3 protein-coding genes are annotated in these 3,301 nt (G+C 72.9%); 1 reads left to right on the forward strand and 2 read right to left on the reverse strand.

From position 1 onward, the window contains the following. Positions 1 to 2,226: glycosyltransferase (locus KD1_RS15615; protein ID WP_068403443.1), on the reverse strand; the 2,226-nt coding region annotated here is incomplete at its 3' end. A 4-nt stretch (positions 2,227 to 2,230) separates the two neighbouring features. After that, positions 2,231 to 2,491, reverse strand: coding sequence for a WhiB family transcriptional regulator (locus tag KD1_RS15620; RefSeq protein ID WP_068403445.1), 261 nt, complete (start codon positions 2,489 to 2,491; stop codon positions 2,231 to 2,233). Positions 2,492 to 2,757: 266 nt separating this feature from the next. Between KD1_RS15620 and KD1_RS15625 the strand changes: the two genes are divergently transcribed. Then, on the forward strand, positions 2,758 to 3,301 hold a 544-nt coding region (locus tag KD1_RS15625; protein ID WP_370670767.1), incomplete at its 3' end, for a 2-phospho-L-lactate transferase CofD family protein.

Genomic DNA, 3,301 nt, shown 5'->3' on the forward strand with positions numbered 1-3,301 from the left:
CGACGGCGGCCGGCTCGAGGCGCGCTGCTCCGGATCCGTGACCGCCAGGGCAGCCCCGATGAGGCCGAGCATCATCACGAGGGCCCCGACACCGGGCCACATCGTCACGGCGGATCCGGCGACCGCGGGGGACGACGCCCCACCCGTGGCGAGCGGGACCCGATCCAGGATCAGGGTGGGGGCGAGCACGCACACCGCGAGCCCGACGAGGGTGGTCAGGGCGGTCGCCCACATCAGGGCGGAGCGTCGTCGGGCCAGCAGCAGGGCAGCCAGACCGACGATGAGCACGGGCAGGGTCAGACCGATCGTGGTCCCGGCACCGCCCGGGTCGCCCAGGGCCAGACGCCACCACGGCGCCGCCGGCCCCCACTGCGTGGCGCCCCACCCGGCCAGCGCCTCGGCCGGTCGGGCGACCAACGTCGACAGCCACGGGCCCAACAACAGCAGGGGCAGGGCGATCAGCCCGAGCGCGCGGCGTCGCACCAACCAGGGTCCGCGCAGCAGCAGCACGACGCCGGCCAGAAGGGCGACCCACATCAGTGGCGGGACGAACGACCCGATGACGGCCGTCAGGATCGCGGTGCCGGCCGCGGCCCCGCTGGAGCGTTCCTGCGGGCGAGCCATCTTGACCAGACCGGCGGCCACCGGCGGCACCAGCATGACCGCGACCGCCGGACCCACCCGGCCCTGGGCCACGGCCCCGACGGCCGCGGCCGTGGAGGCCCAGGCGAGCGCGCCCACCGCGCGGACCCACGGGGAGCGGGTCAGCACGGCGGCGGCGAGGTAGGCGTTCAGCGCCCCGATGGGCAGCGCGGTCAGCATGAGCAGGGTGACGATGAACCCGACCGGCGAGTCGAGGGCGTCGGCGCGGGGCAGCCACCCGACGAGCCACGCCGGGACGCCGAGGAGAAGGTGCGCGGGTGAGGCCTCGGTGGCCGACCCCCACCCCGGTCCGCTCCAACCCTGCAACCACGTGCGCGCGTAGTCGCCGCCGGTGGCGGCAACCCCCGGCATCTCCCCACCGGCCAGGCCCGCGGTGAAACGCCGCCAGACCCCGCCGGCGACGTGGCGTCCGGCGATCGCGGCCATGGCCGTCGCGGCGAGGACCACCCAGAGCACGGGTTGCGCCAGGACGGATGGGTGCGGGTCCTCCGCGGCGGAACTGGTGATGTCGTCGGGCCGCGGGTCGGCCTCGGACCGGGACCGGTCGGCCAGGTCGCCCCAGGCCGTCGCGGTCGAGACGAAGAGGGAGCGCAGATCGGCCGAGGAGACGCGGCGATCGTGACGATGCCGCCACGCCGACCCGATGATCGCGCCCACGCCGAACACCCCGCTGGCCGCGACGATCTCGCGGCGAGCCAGGTGGGGGCGTTTCGTCAGCACGAGCAGCAACGCCGTCAGCCCGGCGGTGATGAGAATCCACAGCCCCAGCAGCGGCGCCAGCCACCCGCGGGAACGGGCCAGGGCCACCTGTCGCGCGTGACGGCGATCCGCGTCGGTGACGTGACCGGACCCACCCACCCGCACGTGGGCGCCCGGGACGACGGCCACGCGATGGCCGAGTTCCTGGGCCCGCCACCCGAGGTCCAGGTCGGCCCCGGTCGTGCCGAAGGAGTCGTCGTGACCGTCGAGCCGTTCGAAGACGGAGCGACGCACGAGCATGCCCTCCATGGGCACGGCGAGCACGTCCTGCCGCTCGTCGAACTGCCCCTGGTCGGGGGTGCCGGGCACCGGGTCGGGCACAAGCCGACCCAGTCGGGTCGCCTGCAGGCCGAGCCGCCGCACGCGGGAGGGATCGGTGTGGCGGACCTGCATGGGCCCGACGAGCTCGACGCTCCGTGAGCCGTGCAGCACAGCCATGAGCCGGGCCAGGGCGTCACCGTCGGGCACCGAGGTCGCGGTCAGCAGCCACAGCACCTCGCTGTCGGACAGGGTCTCGAGTTCGTCATGGCGCCGCAGCACGGCCCGCACGGCGCCGCGGGTGCTCAGTCGCGGAGTGAGCGCGGCGTCGAACACCTCGGCACGCGCCAGACCCGGCCCGGCCGGCAGCGCCGTCGGAGGCAGGGCACGCCCCGTCCGGTCGACGATCACCAACCGGTCGAGGGGGTGCGATTGCCCCGCGAGCGCCGTCAGGGTGTCGCCGACCCCGTCCCCGGCGCGGTCGATGACGACCACGGCGGTGACGGGGGTGACGGCGCCGACCGGTGCGTCCGGGCTCGCGGACACGGCCTCAGACAGCGCGCTTCTTGAGTTTGCGGCGCTCACGCTCGGACAGCCCGCCCCAGATCCCGAAGCGTTCGTCGTTCTCGAGCGCGTACTCGAGGCATTCTCGACGCACCTCACAGCCGAGGCAGACCTTCTTGGCATCGCGCGTCGAGCCGCCCTTCTCGGGGAAGAACGCCTCGGGGTCGGTCTGCGCGCACAACGACTTCTCCTGCCAGGACATCTCTTCGACGTCCGACAGGCTCACCAGTGTCAGCATCTCGTTCATGGTCCCTCCTCGACCTCGACACGCCTTGCCCGCTGCCTTGCTCTGCGGCCCGGGAAGCCCCCGAGCCGTTCGACCCTGCGGCCTCTCCCAACCGGTGCCCGATGCCTCAAGCACCACCACGCCCCGGTCGGGATCGACGTTACGTTGATGAAATTACACGTGTGTGAGTCTCGATAGTCAACTTCGCGCATAACTTTTTGTCACGCGCTCGGGCGTGTCGCGATGCCGAATGTCGTCCTCGTCGGCAACATTGCGAGACTGTGCCCATGCCCAGCCCCCTGAAGATCACCGCCCTGTCCGGTGGCGTCGGCGGCGCGCGCTTCCTGCGCGGCCTGACGACCGCCCTCGCCGCCATCGACGACCCCGCTCTGCGCGACGCCGAGATCACGGTCGTCGCCAACACCGGTGACGACATCACCCTCCACGGTCTGCGGGTTCAACCCGACGTGGATTCGATCCTCTACACCCTTGGCGGCGGCGTCAACGAGGAGCAGGGCTGGGGCCGGGCGGACGAGACCCACGCCGTGGGCACCGAACTCGCCGCCCTCGGCGCGGCCGGCACGTGGTTCACCCTGGGCGACAAGGACTTCGCCACCCACATCCTGCGCTCCCAACTGCTCGGTCAGGGCGCGACGTTGTCCCAGGTCGTCGCGCACCTCGCCACGCGGTGGGGCCTGCCGGAGCAGCGTGTGGCGCTGTTGCCGATGTCCGACACCCCGGTCGAGACGCACGTCGTGCTCGAGCAGGACGGCGAGCAGCAGGCGGTGCACTTCCAGGAGTGGTGGGTGCGGCTGCAGGCGGCCACGCCCG

It is taken from the genome of Kribbia dieselivorans NBRC 106261, from assembly GCF_001552435.1.
Taxonomy (GTDB): domain Bacteria; phylum Actinomycetota; class Actinomycetes; order Actinomycetales; family Dermatophilaceae; genus Kribbia; species Kribbia dieselivorans.